Genomic DNA, 17,835 nt, shown 5'->3' on the forward strand with positions numbered 1-17,835 from the left:
AGCATGAAATTTTATTGCGCAGGATCAGCAAGCGTAGCGGCAGATTTTGACGCATTTATTACAGAAACATAAAAACACTCTTTTTTAAAAATATTCTTACTTTGTCATAAAACGTTCATTGCCAGACGTTAAAAACCCTCCTGTCTTTTAACGGGGATCACACCCAGTGAATATTAGCGCGTACTTTTAATCAGGAATGAAAATGAAAAAGAGCACTCTGGCATTAGTGGTGATGGGAATTGTTGCGTCGGCATCCGTACAGGCAGCGGAAGTGTATAACAAGAACGGTAATAAGCTGGATTTGTACGGCAAAGTAAAAGCCATGCATTACATGACGGATTATGACAGCAAAGATGGTGACCAAAGCTATATCCGTTTAGGTTTTAAAGGTGAAACGCAAATTAACGATCAACTAACCGGTTATGGTCGTTGGGAAGCAGAGTTTGCCGGCAATAAAGCTGAAAGCGACTCAAACCAACAAAAAACACGTCTGGCCTTCGCCGGTGTGAAATTAAAAGATTTTGGCTCGTTTGATTATGGTCGTAACCTGGGCGCGCTGTATGACGTGGAAGCCTGGACCGATATGTTCCCGGAATTTGGTGGCGACTCCTCCGCACAGACCGATAACTTTATGACCAAACGCGCCAGCGGTCTGGCAACTTACCGTAACACCGACTTCTTCGGCGTCGTGGATGGCCTGGATCTGACCCTGCAATACCAGGGTAAAAACCAGGATCGCGATGTGAAAAAACAGAACGGCGACGGTTTTGGTACTTCTGTTACCTATGACTTTGGCGGCAGCGATTTCGCGGTGAGCGGCGCTTATACCAACTCCGATCGTACCAACCAGCAAAATCTGCAAACTCGCGGTACGGGTGATAAAGCTGAAGCCTGGGCAACCGGCTTAAAATATGATGCTAACGATATTTATATTGCGACGTTCTATTCTGAAACACGCAACATGACGCCAATTTCCGGCGGCTTCGCCAATAAAACACAGAACTTCGAAGCGGTTGTTCAGTACCAGTTTGACTTTGGTCTGCGTCCGTCACTGGGTTATGTGCTTTCTAAAGGGAAAGATATTGAAGGCGTCGGCAATGAAGACCTGGTGAATTATATCGACGTGGGCGCAACGTATTATTTCAACAAAAATATGTCCGCGTTTGTTGACTATAAAATCAACCAGCTGGATAGCGATAATAAACTGGGCATCAACGATGATGACATCGTTGCTGTCGGTATGGTCTACCAGTTCTGATATAGCATAAAAAAATGCCGGATGGGGTTGCGCCGCCATCCGGCATTTTACTGTTCATTATGCCGTTAACTTAACCGGTTCATCCTTAAAGTCGTCAGCAGGTTCCAGCGCCAGATTCAGCGTCGTTAACAAGCCACGTAATTTTTCATGGAATTCACGTAAGGTGTATTCCAGTCGCTCTACCACTTCAGTCTCTTTCACCGGCACCGCCGTCCAGTTACCGTCTTTATCAAACAAACCAAACTGATAGCTGTACGTGAAACGTTTTTCCTGCGCCTCCAGTTCCATCCACCAGCCCCAGAACTCGCGTTTCTCAGGGGCGGGTTTCACGTTGACGCAAACAGCCAGACAATCGAAAAAAAATCGATTATCTTCGCACTGCCCTTCCCGGATATACGGGCCAAGCGCGGTGAATTTCTTGATCAATCTACTTTTCGGATGCCCACTCGGTAACGTCATTACGATCTCCTTAGGTGAAGCACCTGTTTTACCAAATCGCTAAAATTTAGCAAACTTTTAACACAATCTCTGATTGATCCAACCGGTTATTTCCTGCAACCCTTTGTCAAAATTGCGATACACCGGGTTGAAGGGGATCTCCAGTAGCTTACCGTCTGAAGATGAAGATGTGATTAAACGTGACTCTTCTTCCGGGCTAAACGGATCGTTCTTCCAGAATCCCGAGAGCATTGGCGTCGGGCAGCGTCGCCCCAACAGGCCCTGCACTTTTAATGAATAGCGATTAAGCTCAACGCGCAGCGCTTCATCGGAGGCGTCGTGCATCCCCAGGCGGCTAGCCAGTACATCAAGGTACATTTCCGGGACGCTCGCCTGACGCTGCGGGTCGCTAAGCAGCGCATGAACCACTGGCCCCAGACAGGCCACCGCCTTCAGACGCGATGATTCCAGATACGCCAGACGTACCGCTACGTTAGCGCCAAAGCGGAAACCGAAGGCCGCCACACGGGTGTGATCCACCCAGGGAACATTAGGCAGCGCTTTTAATACATGCTGATGCAGCAGGCTGGAATCCTGAGTCAGTTTCCATTTTGACGAGAACCCAACCGACGGCATGTCCAGCGTCAGCATGGCTATACCCCGTGGGGCAAAATAGCGCTCATACAGGGTGTAGTAATCCGTTTGCATGGAATCGAGACCACCGCACATCAGCACCGTCGGGAACGGACCGTCACCTTTTGGCATATGTAAGAAGCCGGTGATCGGCGCACCGCCAGCGATGGGAAACTCCATCTCACGCAGCGTGCCCGGCAATCGCTGTGCGGCCTCTTCATAGGCGCGATTCGCCAAAGCCTGTGCCTGCTCTGCCAGCTCATCGCCTTTCAGGTGTGGGTAAGCGGCAATGTTGTACAACGTAGACGCATGCAGCCAGTGGCGTCCGCTCACCTGCGGATCCTCTTCCATAGACGCTTTCTGTTGCCAGTCCATCGCCTGCTTCGCCCACTCATAGATCCAGTTCCCACCGCGATAGCCGATAACCGTATCGTAGAGTTCTTTATCTGTACGCTCGGCTTCGCTCATCACGATACGTGCCTGCACCTCAAGGATTTCACGCGGGTCAACGCCGCGCCAGATCCACATCAGGCGATTCACCATGCGATACCAGTGCGGAATGGTTTTGCCATCCAGGGCAGATTGTACGGACGGCTGCGCGCCGTGATTAAAACGACGAACCAGTGTTGACGTTTCAGGGTGTTTGAAGCGGGGTTTAAACAGGACTTCGCTGAGGTTAGCCTGTGACATGATTGCAGCCTCCATGAGTACTCACTAAGGCATAGTGTAACCTGACACAGCACAAAAAGAACAACGCCCGGCAGTTGCCAGGCGTTGAAAACTGTTTAGATTAGCGACCAGAGATCGGCGGGACGAACACTACGCCCATATCCCACGGCTGCTCAATCCAGGTATCCTGAGGGATATCAACAACATAATCATTCACCAGCGGGCGACCAGCCGGCTTAGCGAAGATAGTGACGAAATGCGCTTTAGGATACATTTCGCGGATCGCAACGGCGGTACCACCGGTGTCAACCAGGTCATCGATTACGATGAAACCTTCACCGTCGCCTTCGGCACGCTTCAGCACTTTCAGTTCGCGCTGGTTGTCGTGATCGTAGCTGGAGATGCATACGGTATCGACATGACGAATACCCAATTCACGCGCCAGCAATGCGCCCGGCACCAGACCACCACGGCTAACGGCAATAATGCCTTTCCATTGTTCAGAAGGCATCAGGCGGCTTGCCAGTTTACGTGCATGGATCTGCAACATGTCCCAGGTGACGACGTATTTTTCGCTCATGTGAAGTGTCCCAGCCTGTTTATCTACGGCTTAAAAAGTGTTCGAGGGGGAAATAGGTTGCGCGAGATTATAGAGATCTGACGCACTAAAAACCAGTGTTTCGCGGAATCCGCGCCTCTTTTTGCATGCTTTATGCTAGCCGTCAGCGGAGAAAGTGGTATTCTCAATCGCATCGCGCAAGCCTGGCTTGTGGTGTTTTTAATTCTGCTAACCCCGTGGCCTGCAAGCAAGTTTTGTAGGACATCGCCAAGGAGACTCAACGTGTCTGAACTGTCTCAATTATCCCCGCAACCGCTATGGGATATTTTTGCCAAAATCTGTTCTATTCCTCATCCGTCCTATCATGAAGAGCAGCTCGCTGAACACATTCTGAGCTGGGCCCAAGAGAAAGGTTTCCACGTCGAGCGCGATCAAGTCGGTAATATCCTGATTCGCAAACCCGCAACCGCAGGTATGGAAAACCGCAAGCCGGTCGTTCTGCAGGCGCACCTGGATATGGTCCCGCAGAAAAACAACGACACCGTGCATGACTTCACTAAAGATCCTATCCAGCCTTATATTGACGGCGAATGGGTGAAAGCCCGTGGCACCACGCTGGGTGCGGATAACGGCATCGGTATGGCGTCTGCGCTGGCCGTTCTGGCTGATGACAGCGTAGTACACGGTCCGCTGGAAGTGCTGCTGACCATGACCGAAGAAGCGGGTATGGATGGCGCGTTTGGTCTGCAGGCTAACTGGCTGCAGGCAGATATCCTGATCAACACCGACTCAGAAGAAGAAGGTGAGATCTACATGGGTTGCGCAGGCGGTATCGACTTTACCTCTAACCTGCCGCTGTCCCGTGAAGCAATCCCGGCTGGATTCCAGAGCTTTAAGCTGACGTTAAAAGGCCTGAAAGGCGGTCACTCCGGCGGCGAAATCCACGTGGGTCTCGGTAACGCGAACAAACTGCTGGTACGCTTCCTGGCGGGCCACGCTGAAGAGCTGGATCTGCGTCTGGTTGATTTCAACGGCGGTACGCTGCGTAACGCGATTCCGCGTGAAGCCTTTGCCACCCTCGCCGTGGCTGCAGATAAAGTTGATGCGTTAAAAGCGCTGGTCAACACCTATCAGGAAATCCTGAAAAACGAACTGGAAGCCAAAGAGAAGAACCTGGCTCTGCTGCTGGATGCCGTAACTCAAGACAAAGCCGCGCTGACCGCTCAGTCTCGCGACAGCTTTGTGCGTCTGCTGAACGCCACCCCGAACGGCGTAATCCGCAACTCTGACGTCGCCAAAGGCGTGGTAGAGACCTCTCTGAACGTCGGAGTTGTCACCATGACTGACGACAACGTTGAAATTCACTGCCTGATCCGTTCCCTGATCGACAGCGGTAAAGACTACGTGGTGAGCATGCTGGATTCACTGGGTAAACTGGCTGGCGCGAAAACCCAGGCAAAAGGCGGATACCCAGGCTGGCAGCCGGATGCTAACTCTCCGGTTATGCACCTGGTTCGTGAAACCTATCAGCGTCTGTTCAACAAAACGCCGAATATCCAGATCATCCACGCTGGTCTGGAATGTGGTCTGTTCAAGAAACCGTATCCAGATATGGACATGGTTTCCATCGGGCCAACTATCACCGGTCCGCACTCCCCGGATGAGCAGGTTCATATCGAAAGCGTCGGCCATTACTGGACGCTGCTGACTGAACTGCTGAAGTCTATTCCGGCGAAGTAAGATTCTGCGCTAATTGCCGGATGGCGCTGCGCTTATCCGGCCTACACGCTGGTTTGTAGGCTGGATAAAGTTTTTACGCTGCCATCCGGCATGCACGCTGATTTGAAGGCTGGATAAAGTTGTTACGTAGCCATCTGGCCTGCACGCTGGTTTGTAGGCCGGATAAGGCGTTTACGCCGACATCCGGCAATTGTTCTGAATCACAGCCCCAACAGTAGCTGTCTTTCCATTTGTGGATCCAGCAGCGTGACGTGTAATCCCACCAGCCTGACACCTCGCCCTCCCCTACGCTCGTCCCAGGTCTTGCGCGCTGTCGTAATTAAGTCATCTTTATTTAAGCGCGGCCAGACGTGCTCCTGCGTAGTCTGCTGAAAATCATTAAACTTGAGTTTTATCCCCTGGCGAGCGATCAGCAGATCCGGCTTTACCTTTGCCAGACGCCGTTCCAGTTCAGGATAGAGCCGTTCAATTATCGCCTCACACTCCGACCACTCGTGAATATCTTCCGCCAGCGTACGCTCCACGCCGACGGATTTACGCAGCCTGTCGTTGTTGACGTCCCGCTCGTCAATCCCCTGACTGCGCTCCCACAGCACGCGACCAAACTTGCCGAAGCGTTTGAGCAGCATTGCCAGGTCGTATTTTTGAACATCTTCGCAGGTACGTAATCCCATTGATTCCAGCTTAGCGGCGGAGACTTTGCCAACACCGGGAATTTTGCCTAACGGCAATGTTCTGAGAAATTCAGGAACACCGGCAGGGGTAATCACATATTGCCCATTGGGTTTGTTGAGATCGGAGGCTATTTTTGCCAGAAATTTTACCGGCGCAATTCCGGCAGAGGCGGTTAACTGTAACTCGTTAAAAATTGTCTGACGGATTTCCTGAGCGATCAGCGTAGCTGAGCCGTGGCAGTGGGTGCTGTCGGTCACATCCAGATAGGCTTCATCCAGCGAAAGGGGTTCTATCAGCGAGGTATAGCGAGAGAAAATAGCCTGAATCTGGCGGGAGGCTTCTTTATAGGCCTCGTAACGACCAGGTAATAAAGTGAGATGCGGACACAGCTTTAATGCCATTCCCGTTGGCATTGCGCTACGCACGCCAAATTTGCGCGCCGGGTAATTGGCCGTGCTGATGACCCCCCGACGTTCACGACTGCCGCCAATAGCAATGGGAATGTCGCGCAGGGCGGGGTTGTCGCGCATTTCCACTGCCGCGAAAAAGCAGTCCATATCGACATGTATGATTTTACGCATCGTTTGTCTCCCACATCACTGTTTAAGTATACAGTATTTTTATGTTGTGAGAAGTCTGGTTGTACCTAATGCTGGGCCGTTCCAGACCCATTATCCATCCAGCACGATTAAGATCCAATGAAGCGCAGTAACCAGCAAAATACGCCAGTGTCTGACTGCCTTTAAGCGCAATTTTCCGTATAAAGAAAAACTAAAGTGTAAACGCCGCACGAGAGACTTGCGAAAAACTCTCTTGGTGCTAATGTGAGCGCTCCAGATCCAGATTTATCCGATTTGGGGATTCTTTTTGCCGTCCTGGCGTGTGTGATCGTTTTATCAAGGAATAAGCAGTATGCGTAAAATCGCATTTTTTCTTGCGATGCTTTTATTGCCGTGCGTTTCATTTGCCGGTTTGCTGAGCAGCAGCAGCCCGACTACGCCTGTCAGCAAAGAATATAAGCAGCAATTAATGGGCTCCCCCGTTTATATCCAGATCTTCAAAGAAGAGCGAACCTTAGATCTGTACGTCAAGATGGGCGAACAGTATCAATTGCTCGACAGTTATAAGATCTGTAATTATTCCGGTGGCTTAGGTCCGAAGCAGCGTCAGGGTGATTTCAAAAGTCCGGAAGGGTTTTACAGCGTACAACGTGGACAGCTGAAACCAGATAGTCGCTTCTATAAAGCGATTAACATTGGTTTCCCTAATGCCTATGACCGCGCACACGGTTATGAAGGTAAGTACCTGATGATCCACGGTGCCTGTGTTTCCGTCGGCTGCTACGCAATGACCGACAACGGCATTGATGAGATTTTCCAGTTTGTGACCGGTGCTCTGGTGTTCGGGCAGTCCAGCGTACAGGTTAGCATTTACCCGTTCCGCATGACCGATGCCAACATGCAACGCCATAAGTTCTCGTATTACAAAGATTTCTGGGCCCAGTTAAAGCCGGGATACGATTACTTTGAACAAACACGTAAACCACCGACCGTTTCTGTCGTCAATGGTCGTTACGTCGTCAGCAAGCCGTTGAGTCACGAAGTGGTTCAGCCGCAACTGGCATCAAACTACACGCTCCCCGAGACAAAATAATGCCCACTCGCCTGGCATAATCTTTTGCCAGGTTTCATTGCCGGTTAACGGTTGAGTGGCAATCACGGTGACCACATCATTGGGTGTGGTCTCTGAACTAAAATCGATTTCCACATCCTGATCCAGCAATGTCGCCACGCCAAACGGCGCACGACGCGTGATCCAAAACAGGTTGGTCGAACAAAAGGCCATCACATAGCGTCCGTCAGACAACAGCATGTTGAAGACGCCCTTCTCCCGCAGCTGTCCTGCCAGCATTGCGATATATTTAAACACTGCCGTCATATTGCCCGGCGTGCGCGGATAACGCTCCGTCAGCTTGTGGAGCAGCCAGCAGAAAGCTTTTTCGCTGTCGGTTTCCCCGACCGGGCGGAAATTTCCGGTTTCCAGCGATTTATAGCCACTGAGCTGTCCATTATGAGCATAGGTCCAGTTGCGTCCCCACAATTCGCGGGTAAAGGGATGGGTATTTTCCAACGCCACTTCGCCACGGTTCGCCTGACGAATATGGGCAATCACGGAACAGGATTTGATGGGGTAGTCTTGTACCAGTTTGGCGATAGGCGAATTAAAGCTGGGTTGCGGATCTTTAAATGTACGGCAGCCCTTACCTTCATAAAACGTAATACCCCAGCCGTCTTTGTGCGGCCCAGTCCCTCCGCCGCGCTGAACCAGCCCGGTGAAGCTAAAGCAGATATCGGTTGGCACATTGGCGCTCATCCCGAGCAGTTCGCACATACATCACCTACCTTAAAACCGTGAACTGCCTGATGGCGCTGCGCTTATCAGGCCTACGTGGCGCTCATGTAGGCCGGATAAGGCTTTAGCCACCATCCGGCAATCGTCTTCTTATGGTTTAACCATCTCTTTTTCGATCAGCTGGATCAGGATATGGATCACTTTGATATGAATTTCCTGAATACGGTCAGCGTAGCCAAAGTGCGGCACGCGAATTTCGATATCCGCGCTGCCCGCCATTTTTCCGCCATCTTTACCGGTCAGGGTGATCACTTTCATCCCTTTCTCACGCGCTGCGGAAATCGCTTTAATTACGTTACCGGAATTACCCGAAGTCGAGATACCTAACAGGACATCACCTTCACGACCCACGGCTTCTACGTAGCGAGAGAACACATAATCGTAACCGAAATCGTTGCTGACGCAGGAGATATGGCTGACGTCAGAGATAGCGATCGCCGGATAACCAGGACGGTTTTCACGATAGCGTCCGGTCAGCTCTTCGGCAAAGTGCATCGCGTCACAATGGGAACCGCCGTTACCGCAAGAAAGCACCTTACCGCCCGCTTTAAAGCTGTCTGCCAACAGAACCGCCGCGCGCTGAATGGCGTGAATATTGGCGTCATCTTTAAGAAAATTAGCCAGCGTTTCCGCCGCTTCGCTCAGTTCGTTACGAATAAGATCCTGGTACATGAGGATATCCTTCAGCATGAATGTAAATGACAAGACGCAGTGTACCGGATAGCGCTACCAGCGAGAAGTCCAAGCCACAGGAATGGCTGTCGCTTTTGATTTTTTGTGCCGGTTAAAACAGCAACAATGTGAGCTTTGTTGTAATTATTTTGTAAACACATTGCTAAAAGAATTTACATCCACTACAAACATATCATCACAAGTGGTCAGACCTCCTACAAGCAAGGGAGCTTTTCGTTATGATGATTTTGAGTATTATCGCTACGGTTGTTCTGCTCAGCGTTCTGTTTTATCACCGCGTGAGCTTATTCCTCAGCAGTTTAATTTTGCTCGCCTGGACGGCTGCGCTTGGCGTGGCTGGCCTGTGGTCAGTCTGGCTGCTGGTTCCTCTGGCCATTATCCTCGTGCCGTTTAACTTTACGCCGATGCGCAAATCCATGATCTCTGCGCCGGTGTTCCGCGGTTTCCGTAAAGTCATGCCACCGATGTCGCGTACTGAGAAAGAAGCGATTGATGCCGGTACAACCTGGTGGGAAGGTGACCTGTTCCAGGGCAAGCCTGACTGGAAAAAACTGCATAACTATCCTCAACCGCATCTGACCGCTGAAGAACAAGCGTTTATTGATGGTCCAGTGGAAGAAGCGTGCCGCATGGCGAACGACTTCCAGATCACTCACGAACTCGCGGATCTGCCGCCGGAACTGTGGGCATATCTGAAAGAACATCGCTTTTTCGCGATGATCATTAAGAAAGAGTACGGCGGGCTGGAATTCTCAGCATATGCTCAGGCTCGCGTTCTGCAGAAACTCTCCGGCGTTTCCGGGATCCTGGCGATCACCGTTGGCGTACCTAACTCATTAGGCCCAGGCGAACTGCTGCAACATTACGGCACCGAAGAGCAGAAAAATCATTACCTGCCGCGTCTGGCTCGCGGTCAGGAGATCCCATGCTTTGCTCTGACCAGCCCGGAAGCAGGCTCCGACGCAGGGGCGATCCCTGATACCGGCGTGGTTTGTATGGGTGACTGGCAGGGCCAACAGGTGCTGGGTATGCGCCTGACCTGGAACAAACGTTATATTACGCTGGCCCCTATCGCCACGGTACTGGGTCTGGCATTTAAACTCTCTGATCCGGAAAAACTGCTGGGTGGTGAAGAAGATCTCGGTATTACCTGTGCGCTGATCCCAACCTCAACGCCGGGTGTACAAATTGGGCGTCGTCACTTCCCGCTGAACGTGCCGTTCCAGAACGGTCCGACCCTCGGTAAAGATGTGTTTGTACCGATTGATTACATCATCGGTGGTCCGAAAATGGCCGGTCAGGGCTGGCGCATGCTGGTGGAATGTCTGTCTGTAGGACGTGGTATTACCTTGCCGTCTAACTCGACGGGCGGCGTGAAATCGGTCGCAATGGCCACCGGCGCGTATGCGCACATTCGTCGCCAGTTCAAAATCTCCATCGGCAAGATGGAAGGTATTGAAGAGCCGTTGGCACGTATTGCCGGTAACGCATACGTGATGGACGCTGCGGCATCACTGATTACCTACGGCATTATGCTGGGTGAAAAACCGGCGGTGCTGTCGGCTATCGTGAAATATCACTGTACCCACCGCGGGCAGCAGTCAATCATCGATGCTATGGATATCACTGGCGGTAAAGGCATTATGCTTGGCGAAAGCAACTTCCTCGCCCGCGCTTATCAAGGTGCGCCAATCGCCATTACCGTTGAAGGTGCCAACATTCTGACCCGTAGCATGATGATCTTCGGTCAGGGTGCGATTCGCTGCCATCCGTATGTTCTGGAAGAGATGGCTGCGGCACAGAGTAACGATGTGAATGCGTTCGACAAGCTGCTGTTCAAACACATCGGTCACGTTGGCAGTAACAAAGTGCGCAGCTTCTGGCTTGGTCTGACGCGTGGCTTAACCAGCAGCACGCCAACCGGCGATGCGACCAAACGTTACTACCAGCACCTGAACCGCTTGAGCGCCAACCTGGCCCTGCTTTCAGATGTGTCCATGGCCGTACTGGGCGGTAGCCTGAAGCGCCGCGAACGTATCTCCGCGCGTCTGGGCGATGTGTTAAGTCAGCTGTATCTGGCCTCTGCGGTACTGAAACGTTATGACGATGAAGGCCGTAATGAAGCGGACCTGCCGTTGGTTCACTGGGGCGTTCAAGATGCGTTGTACAAAGCGGAACAGGCGATGGACGATCTGCTGAAAAACTTCCCGAACCGTCTGGTCGCGGGCTTGCTGAACGTGGTTATCTTCCCGACCGGTCGCCACTACGACGCACCTTCTGACAAGTTGGACCATAAAGTCGCGAAGATTTTGCAGGTTCCAAGTGCTACTCGTTCTCGTATTGGTCGCGGTCAATATCTGACGCCAAGCGAGCATAACCCGGTTGGTTTGCTGGAAGAGGCGCTGCTGGATGTCATTGCAGCCGACCCTATCCACCAGCGGATCTGTAAAGAGTTGGGTAAAAACCTGCCATTTACCCGTCTCGACGAACTGGCGCACAATGCGCTGGCGAAAGGGCTGATTGATAAAGATGAAGCCGCGATTCTGGTGAAAGCCGAAGCGAGCCGCCTGCGCAGTATCAACGTGGATGACTTTGAACCCGAGGAGCTGGCGACTCAGCCGGTAAAGCTGCCAGAGAAAGTGCGTAAAGTCGAAGCCGCATAACGATATACGCACAACGTTTAGCCCCGCTTAATGCGGGGCTTTTTATTGCCACATTTTCATTAATGCTCATGCTACAGTGTCAAAATGTTGTTCAACGAGGAGCCTCGATCGTGCCTGGTTTGAAAATTACTCTGCTGCAACAACCCTTGATCTGGATGGATGGCCCGGCCAACCTGCGCCATTTTGACCGACAACTGGAAACCGTCGCCGGACGTGATGTCATCGTGTTGCCCGAGATGTTTACCAGCGGATTTGCCATGGAAGCGGCAAATAAATCGTTGCCGCAAGAAGAAGTCGTAAGCTGGATGCGCGTCAAGGCGCAACAGACCAACGCCCTGATCGCGGGCAGCGCTGCTATCCAGTCTGAACGCGGCCCGGTAAACCGCTTTTTTCTGGTTGAGCCAGAAGGTAATGTGCATTTCTACGACAAGCGCCATCTGTTCCGCATGGCGGATGAGCATCAGCATTACCAGGCGGGTGACGCGCGCGTTATTGTTGAATGGCGCGGCTGGCGCATTCTACCGTTGGTCTGTTATGACCTGCGTTTTCCGGTATGGTCGCGCAATCGCAACGATTACGACCTGGCGTTGTATGTTGCCAATTGGCCTGCGCCGCGTTCGCTGCACTGGCAGCTTCTGCTTGCCGCACGGGCGATTGAGAACCAGGCTTATGTAGCAGGATGTAACCGCGTGGGCACAGACGGTAACGGCCATCATTATCGCGGTGACAGCCGGGTGATTAACCCGCAGGGTGAGATTATTGCCACCGCCGAGCCGCATCAGGCCACACGCATTGACGCCGAACTGTCACTCTCCGCGCTGCGCGAGTATCGCGAGAAGTTTCCCGCCTGGCAGGACGCCGACCCGTTCACGCTATAACTATCGCCTTCACTCCCGCTGCACTACGTTTCTTGTGGCGGGATTGTTTCACTCCGTAACCAACCGCAAAACAAATTCGCGTGGCGACATGCGGTGAGCATCGTATTCTGCAAAGGATAATCACTCGTAACCAGCGAGTGGCAGACAATGTCGATAATTTCCTTATCAGGATTTCAATAATGAAGAACTTCTTACGCATGACTTTGCTGGCGGCTACCTTAGCGGGCGCTTCTTTTAGTACGCTTGCAGCAAACGTATCCAATGTTCCTGCTCCAGCTCAGGACCCGGTCGTTCAGCATCTTAAGCTGACCAACGACCAGGTGGCGCAGATTAAAAAACTGCACCAGCAGCTTGAAACCAACGTAAGCCAGATTTCGGTGAAAGATGTTAAAGACGGCGCGTTGATTGACGTCATCAAGTCCGGGAAATGGGATGAAGCTGCCGTTCAGAAACAGCTTTCTGCGTTCAGCAACATCGAACAGCAGGCGCGTTATTATCGCGTAAAATACTATTTTGACCTGAACAAAGTGCTGACCCCAGAACAGCGCCAGCAGGTGCAAAAAGATATCGCACAGACGCTGAGCGAGTAATTGTCAGAGCCTGAGTCAGCAATGATTCAGGCTTTTCGGTAAAATTTCCTGCTCAAATAGAAAGCCCTGTACAGCATCTGCGCCGCTCATACGGCAAATGGCATAATCCTGTGGCGTTTCTACTCCCTCAATGACAACCCGTTCACCCAGCCCACGAAATTGATTGACCAGAACCCTCAACTGCCACTCCGATGTTCTGAACTGATGAAACATTCCGCTTTCAATTTTGATGGCATCGAAACGGATGCCCGACAGCCGCCAGACAAAAAATAGCTCAGGCGAAACATCATCTAGCCACACGCGAAACCCGTGACGCACCAGCATTTTTACGGCAATGCATACGGCCTGCTGCTCTGCCTTATCCAGGCGCATCATGGAGCCCGGATCCTGAATTTCAATAACAATCCTCCCCTGATGCACCTGCTTTGTGAGACGTGTGATCCATGACAGACTGGTCAGCATCCTGACGGATAAATTCAGCGAATAGCTTCCAGAGAGGGCCAGCACCCGCTGCATTTGCCATAGAAAAAGCTGCTGTTTTGCCGCAATGGAAAGGTGCTTGAAAAACAGATCCAGTGGGAGCGGTGTGCGTACCTGGCTTAACACCTCACAGACATCCAGCGATGCGTCATCAAAAAAATGAATGCGCTGCAAACGGATCCCGGTGATCCGCAGCAATTCGGCGTTGCGGGGAAGTTCTGGCACATAACGGGCCTGTTCACTGAATCTGTTCATATCATTCCATTATTTTATTAAAAGGACGTCGTGCATTCTGCAGCCACGGGATACGGCGATCGTTCGGGTATATCAGGCAAAAGTGCGTCGCCAGACGATGCGCCTCGACCAGGTCGCGCTGTTGCAACGCCAGTAAGATTTGCGTGAAGGAGACATTAGGGTCTGGGTGAACGCGCACATAATCAGGCGCCCAGCGGCGAACTGCCTCCAGCCAACGTACGTCCCGGGTACGCTGATACCGTTGCAGATACCCCATCTGGACATCAAACCGATAGCGACTGGTAAGAAGCCAGCCTCCTACAGGGAGCGGTTCGGCAAGATGCCACTGCGTTGACTGCCTCTCCGCCAGCGTCAATTGCTGTTGCGTGTACAGCGTGAGAAGCAGCAATGGCGCGACGGTCAGTAACGAGATAAACCCTGCCGCGCGGATCAGCGACGTTGACGTAAGCGCCAGGCGTATTCCCGTTCGCGCGCTGTCTGCACATCGAAGCAGCAGGATCAACAGCAGCCAGTGTGGCGTTGACTGCCTGACGGGGTATTCCGTCAACATATGAATAACCACCGGCAGTGCCGCCACCAGGCAGGCGCGACGCCAGCAATTACCGTGCAGCCAGAGCCATAAACCACCCGCTATAAAACAGAGTGCCCCCGCAAGCCCAACCAGACCGCCCTCCACCAACCACAGCACCAGTTCGTTGTGCGGATGCGAAATGCTGCCCAGCCCCAATGGCCCCGCGCGTTCGAGAAACACGGCAGCAAAACTGCCCACGCCCCACCCCATCCACGGGCGTTCGGCAAATAATGCCAGCGACGTTTTCAACACCGTCCAGCGCACTTGAGAAGTCGTCAGATGATCGACCGTGACCGCAGACAAAAAATGGCGGGCCGTGGCCCCTATCGCCACGCCTAACGCCAGCGGCAGTAGAAGCAGCAGTAGCGTGCGCCATTGCGCCGGGAAAACCGCCAGCAGCAGCACTTCACCGACTACCAGAGACAGGTAGCCGGTTTGCGACTGAGATTCATGCAGCACAAATCCCATCGTTACCAGGCCTATCCCAATGGCAATTCGATACCCGCGGTGCAGACGTAAAAAGAGCGGCGCTGACAGCAGCACACCGCATGCCGTGAAGCTGGCCAGCAGATTGACCTGCTGAAAAATCCCGTAGGGCCGCGTGCCGCGCCGCCAGGCAAACTCCCAGTATTCAACGCCCGGCAAATGCCAGTACTGATAGACAAACGCCAGACATTCAATGACGCACGCTCCCCATAGCAGAGCCAGCAGTGCCGTTAAGGTGTTTGCCGTGAGCGGAATTTGTAATGTGACCAGATAGACGCTCACACCGCCCAGTAACGCCCCCGCCACCAGCAGTGCCTCGGCCTGCCAGACATCAGGCGTTAGTAGGCAAAGCAACGTCAGGATAAACGCCCCGACTGTAAAACCCGCAGCGGGCACAGTGATGCGCCAGCGTTGACGAGGCACCAGCATCAATACGCTTGCAGCCAGTACAACAGCGTAGATCCAGCTCGTAATATTAAGCGGCAACGACAGACCGCTGCCGCCGTTGTTCGGCCAGTAGAGATGCATGGCCCCACACCAGAAAAACAGACTAATACCGAGCAATAATTTCTGCGCAGGCAGCGGCGCAATGCGATTCAGTACGTTCATCATGCTACTGGTAGTTCAACGTCCAGGTCCCGCTGGCGCTGAACGGACCGTATTCGAGAGACTGATTTTTTATCGCCGATGGCTCCGCTGCGACCCACGCCAAGAAATTCAGCGTCATCGAGCCTTCTGTTATCTCTTTAACTGACGTGCTCTCATCAAGGCGGATTGCCGTGCCGTCTTCTTCGCTCATCCCAATCCCGATCCCTGACGCGCCGCCTTGTTCACTGCTATCCAGCGCCAGATGATCGGTCAGCTCCGCATCCTCACGACCGCTGAAGGTAACCGAGATCCCACGGAAAACCTCAGGGTTGCAGTCGCGTAACTGGATGCTGAATTTTTCCGGCTTACTGCGCCCCGAGAGATAGAGATCCTGTGTCGCGATTTGCTTGAAATCGACCTCGATTTTGTCGCCTCCCGGTGCAAGGCTGCAGGCCAGGGCTCTGATGGTGCCGTGAAAATACATATCGCCGCCGACCAGTTTGGTGTCGGCATGCGCCATGCCACCTAGCAGTAACATACTGGTCGCGAATAACGCCGAGAATCTCATGACATCCCCCTACTGAAACTGCGCGACAACGGTGGCAGAGGCTTCAAATTCACCTTCTTTCACGCTTCCCACGCCCGGCTTTGCCACCGGCGCGGCGGTAAGATTCCAGTCGCCCTGATTCTGGTAAAACCCCTTCACGTTGTAGAATTGATTGGGCACAACGGTGCCACCACTTTCGTCTTTAAGCATAATGCCGAGATCGTCGCGCTTTTGTCCGCCGCTCAGCGTGCCAAGGAGATTACCGTTAAACCCCGCCGTGCCTGACGCCGTGGTCGTTTGTATACCAAGATTAATGTTCAGCGCGCCCTGATCGAAACTCCCGCCTTCACAGACCACATGTATAGGGACTGACTTGCTGTAGTTAGTGCCGTTGAGCCGGGCAGCGGATCCAGGCAGATCGCCAAACTCAATGCTGATTTTGTCTCCCCGGTTGAAGGTGCATTTGTCCGGGACGGTAATTAGCCCGGATTTAATCACCACGCGAGAAATCGCCGTGGTTGGCGTAGGTCCCGCGCTTCCCATGCGCCCGGCCACCTCCACCAGCGACTGGGAAGTGATATTGATGCCATTGATAATGGGTTTAGTGACAATAAACGTCACTTTCCCTTTTGAACCACTTTCAACGTTAGTCGCTCGCGTGTAGCCCTTACGCTTTTTACAGCTGTTGTTGCTGTTGCGGTTTGAAACGTTGGTAAAAGGCGCCTGCACATATTTTTTATAGCCCCCGGCAACCCACACCTGAACTTCCACATCCAGATACTCGTTTAGCCGAAAACGGTTCGCCCCCTGATTTGAAGGCGGCATCGTGGTTGTGGTGGTGTAGTAAATTGGTGCTCGGGAGATGTCAGCCTGTTCGCAATAGAAATTCACCACATACCAGCCGCCCAGATTCCATGGGAACGGCTCCGTTCTGCCACCCACGTGGTTTTTACTGACATCCAGCGAGCTCAGTTCAATATCGTACTGATGCGGCGACCCACCTTCCGGCTCACCTTCTCCCTGTGTAAATGCCTGCCCGGCCAACGGACAACCTGCCAGCACCAACCACAACAGCGTTTTACGTAATACGCTCATAGATACTCCAGCTTAAGTATGACCAGACCGTTAAATTCTCCGGCGGTCACCTCTCGCCCAAAAGATTCCAGCGCGGCAAGAAAATGAATGGCGTTATCGCCCGGTTTGAGGATCCACATGCGTTGCGGTTGGTTCAGGTGGATTAACTGATTACGTTCAGTCAGTAGCCGGATGCCCGCGCCGCGAACATCACCACGAATGCGCCCCAAATCGCTGTTTTCCGGTGCGCCTTCAGCCATTAGCGTCATCGAAACACCACGCTCCACCGTGCTGTGCGCCAGCTCAGGCATCTCACTGGTCTGCCCGGGGAAATCCCTTAAGGTATGACCGGAGCCCTTTAAACAGCCATTCAGATACAGCGTGACCAATACCGGATCGCTGCGATCGCCGCCCTGGCGAAATCGGCCGGCGGAAATATCACCAAGATCGATAGTCTGATCGCGGGAGGCCATATCCAGCACGCATGGCGAAACGAACACCCGACCATGAAAGCGGACGTTGCCATACTCGCCGGACACATTGCTCATATCCTGGCGACCGCTTGTGGCCTGAACCGAGCAGGCCATGCCCGCCATCAGCAGAGCGCAAAGCATCTTTTTCATTTA

17 protein-coding genes are annotated in these 17,835 nt (G+C 52.7%); 6 read left to right on the plus strand and 11 right to left on the minus strand.

All coding sequences use genetic code 11. The features are described 5' to 3' along the window. Positions 1-202: 202 nt before the first annotated feature. Entirely contained in the window at positions 203-1,258 is a 1,056-nt protein-coding gene (gene phoE / locus OGY17_RS18510; protein ID WP_003830831.1) for a phosphoporin PhoE, read from the plus strand. 57 nt (positions 1,259-1,315) lie between these two features. On the opposite strand, the gene crl is transcribed toward phoE, so the two are convergent. The 3 genes from crl to gpt form a co-directional block, all read right to left on the minus strand. Next, positions 1,316-1,717, minus strand: coding sequence for a sigma factor-binding protein Crl (gene crl / locus OGY17_RS18515; protein WP_008783790.1), 402 nt, complete (start codon positions 1,715-1,717; stop codon positions 1,316-1,318). A 57-nt stretch (positions 1,718-1,774) separates the two neighbouring features. Continuing rightward, positions 1,775-3,019 (minus strand): esterase FrsA, encoded by a 1,245-nt coding sequence (gene frsA, locus OGY17_RS18520; RefSeq protein WP_020996608.1) that lies wholly within the window; start codon positions 3,017-3,019, stop codon positions 1,775-1,777. A 100-nt stretch (positions 3,020-3,119) separates the two neighbouring features. After that, positions 3,120-3,578, minus strand: coding sequence for a xanthine phosphoribosyltransferase (gene gpt, locus OGY17_RS18525; protein WP_003031380.1), 459 nt, complete (start codon positions 3,576-3,578; stop codon positions 3,120-3,122). 261 nt (positions 3,579-3,839) lie between these two features. On the opposite strand from gpt, the gene pepD reads away from it, so the two are divergent. Further along, positions 3,840-5,297: a cytosol nonspecific dipeptidase gene (pepD, locus tag OGY17_RS18530; protein WP_008783788.1), complete on the plus strand. Its 1,458-nt coding sequence runs from the start codon at positions 3,840-3,842 to the stop codon at positions 5,295-5,297. 200 nt (positions 5,298-5,497) lie between these two features. Here pepD and dinB read toward each other — a convergent pair whose 3' ends face one another. Next, positions 5,498-6,553: a DNA polymerase IV gene (dinB, locus tag OGY17_RS18535; protein WP_128612373.1), complete on the minus strand. Its 1,056-nt coding sequence runs from the start codon at positions 6,551-6,553 to the stop codon at positions 5,498-5,500. 331 nt (positions 6,554-6,884) lie between these two features. On the opposite strand from dinB, the gene dpaA reads away from it, so the two are divergent. Further along, a complete protein-coding gene (gene dpaA, locus OGY17_RS18540) occupies positions 6,885-7,625 on the plus strand; it encodes a peptidoglycan meso-diaminopimelic acid protein amidase (RefSeq protein WP_008783787.1) in 741 nt (246 codons plus the stop codon). On the opposite strand, the gene OGY17_RS18545 is transcribed toward dpaA, so the two are convergent. Beyond that, positions 7,596-8,363, minus strand: coding sequence for a class II glutamine amidotransferase (locus OGY17_RS18545; RefSeq protein WP_125363548.1), 768 nt, complete (start codon positions 8,361-8,363; stop codon positions 7,596-7,598). The genes dpaA and OGY17_RS18545 overlap by 30 nt on opposite strands. A gap of 111 nt (positions 8,364-8,474) precedes the next feature. Further along, a complete protein-coding gene (gene lpcA / locus OGY17_RS18550; RefSeq protein WP_125363547.1) occupies positions 8,475-9,056 on the minus strand; it encodes a D-sedoheptulose 7-phosphate isomerase in 582 nt (193 codons plus the stop codon). Positions 9,057-9,295: 239 nt separating this feature from the next. On the opposite strand from lpcA, the gene fadE reads away from it, so the two are divergent. The 3 genes from fadE (at position 9,296) to OGY17_RS18565 (ending at position 13,208) form a co-directional block, all read left to right on the plus strand. Continuing rightward, the gene (fadE, locus tag OGY17_RS18555) at positions 9,296-11,740 is read left to right on the plus strand and encodes an acyl-CoA dehydrogenase FadE (protein ID WP_003830821.1); all 2,445 of its coding nucleotides are present in this window, start codon (positions 9,296-9,298) and stop codon (positions 11,738-11,740) included. A 110-nt stretch (positions 11,741-11,850) separates the two neighbouring features. Next, positions 11,851-12,618 (plus strand): amidohydrolase, encoded by a 768-nt coding sequence (locus tag OGY17_RS18560; protein WP_032942424.1) that lies wholly within the window; start codon positions 11,851-11,853, stop codon positions 12,616-12,618. 179 nt (positions 12,619-12,797) lie between these two features. Continuing rightward, positions 12,798-13,208 (plus strand): Spy/CpxP family protein refolding chaperone, encoded by a 411-nt coding sequence (locus OGY17_RS18565; RefSeq protein WP_003830819.1) that lies wholly within the window; start codon positions 12,798-12,800, stop codon positions 13,206-13,208. 15 nt (positions 13,209-13,223) lie between these two features. Here OGY17_RS18565 and OGY17_RS18570 read toward each other — a convergent pair whose 3' ends face one another. From OGY17_RS18570 to OGY17_RS18590, 5 genes are read right to left on the minus strand one after another with little or no spacing between them, the layout of a single operon-like run. Next, positions 13,224-13,943 (minus strand): EAL domain-containing protein, encoded by a 720-nt coding sequence (locus OGY17_RS18570; protein ID WP_234103593.1) that lies wholly within the window; start codon positions 13,941-13,943, stop codon positions 13,224-13,226. 1 nt (position 13,944) lies between these two features. Then, positions 13,945-15,612 (minus strand): O-antigen ligase family protein, encoded by a 1,668-nt coding sequence (locus OGY17_RS18575; protein ID WP_286608009.1) that lies wholly within the window; start codon positions 15,610-15,612, stop codon positions 13,945-13,947. 1 nt (position 15,613) lies between these two features. Further along, the gene (locus OGY17_RS18580; RefSeq protein WP_286608011.1) at positions 15,614-16,156 is read right to left on the minus strand and encodes a fimbrial protein; all 543 of its coding nucleotides are present in this window, start codon (positions 16,154-16,156) and stop codon (positions 15,614-15,616) included. 9 nt (positions 16,157-16,165) lie between these two features. Then, positions 16,166-17,230 (minus strand): fimbrial protein, encoded by a 1,065-nt coding sequence (locus tag OGY17_RS18585; RefSeq protein ID WP_057068865.1) that lies wholly within the window; start codon positions 17,228-17,230, stop codon positions 16,166-16,168. After that, positions 17,227-17,832: a fimbrial protein gene (locus tag OGY17_RS18590; RefSeq protein WP_057068862.1), complete on the minus strand. Its 606-nt coding sequence runs from the start codon at positions 17,830-17,832 to the stop codon at positions 17,227-17,229. Before OGY17_RS18590 ends, OGY17_RS18585 begins: the two co-directional genes overlap by 4 nt. Between the last annotated feature and the right edge of the window lie 3 nt (positions 17,833-17,835).

The sequence above is a fragment of the Citrobacter sp. Cpo126 genome (assembly GCF_030332445.1).
Classification (GTDB): Bacteria; Pseudomonadota; Gammaproteobacteria; order Enterobacterales; family Enterobacteriaceae; genus Citrobacter; species Citrobacter portucalensis.